We start from the raw sequence: 596 nt of genomic DNA, 5'->3' as shown, positions 1-596 counted from the left end.
ATTGCTACTAAAACAGCTAAGGTTACAGCCGGTGAAAACGGAAGTGGTACTTGGGAGCTAGACTTTGGTAATCAAAAACTTCTAGTTGGCGAAAAGTATGTTGTATTTGAGAATGCTAAATCTGTTGAAAATCTAATTGATACAGATAAAGATTACAACCTAGATACAAAGCAAGTTGTTAAACATGAAGATAAAAATGATAAAGCTCAAACTCTTGTAGTTGAAAAACCTACTCTTCCAGAAGTTAAAGATGGTAATTTAAAAACTACTGTAACTGCTGACGGAGTAAATGGTTCTTCTGAAAAAGAAGCTTTAGTAAGCTTTGAAAATTCTAAAGATGGTGTAGATGTTAAGGATACTATAAACTACGAAGGTTTAGTAGCTGGACAAGACTAYACTTTAACAGGTACTTTAATGCATGTAAAAACTGATGGATCTTTAGAAGAAATTGCTACTAAAACAGCTAAGGTTACAGCCGGTGAAAACGGAAGTGGTACTTGGGAGCTAGACTTTGGTAATCAAAAACTTCTAGTTGGCGAAAAGTATGTTGTATTTGAGAATGCTAAATCTGTTGAAAATCTAATTGATACAGATAA

General features: G+C 33.6%; 1 protein-coding gene. It reads left to right on the top strand.

Translation table 11 applies throughout. The features are described from left to right. A partial coding sequence (locus tag ACYUCG_RS15215; RefSeq protein ID WP_460268824.1) for a VaFE repeat-containing surface-anchored protein occupies positions 1-596 on the top strand: 596 nt, incomplete at both ends.

It is taken from the genome of Clostridium sp. CTA-17, from assembly GCF_054767895.1.
The sequence above is the reverse complement of the archived record's forward strand: the minus strand, read 5'-3'. Positions and strand labels throughout refer to the sequence as shown.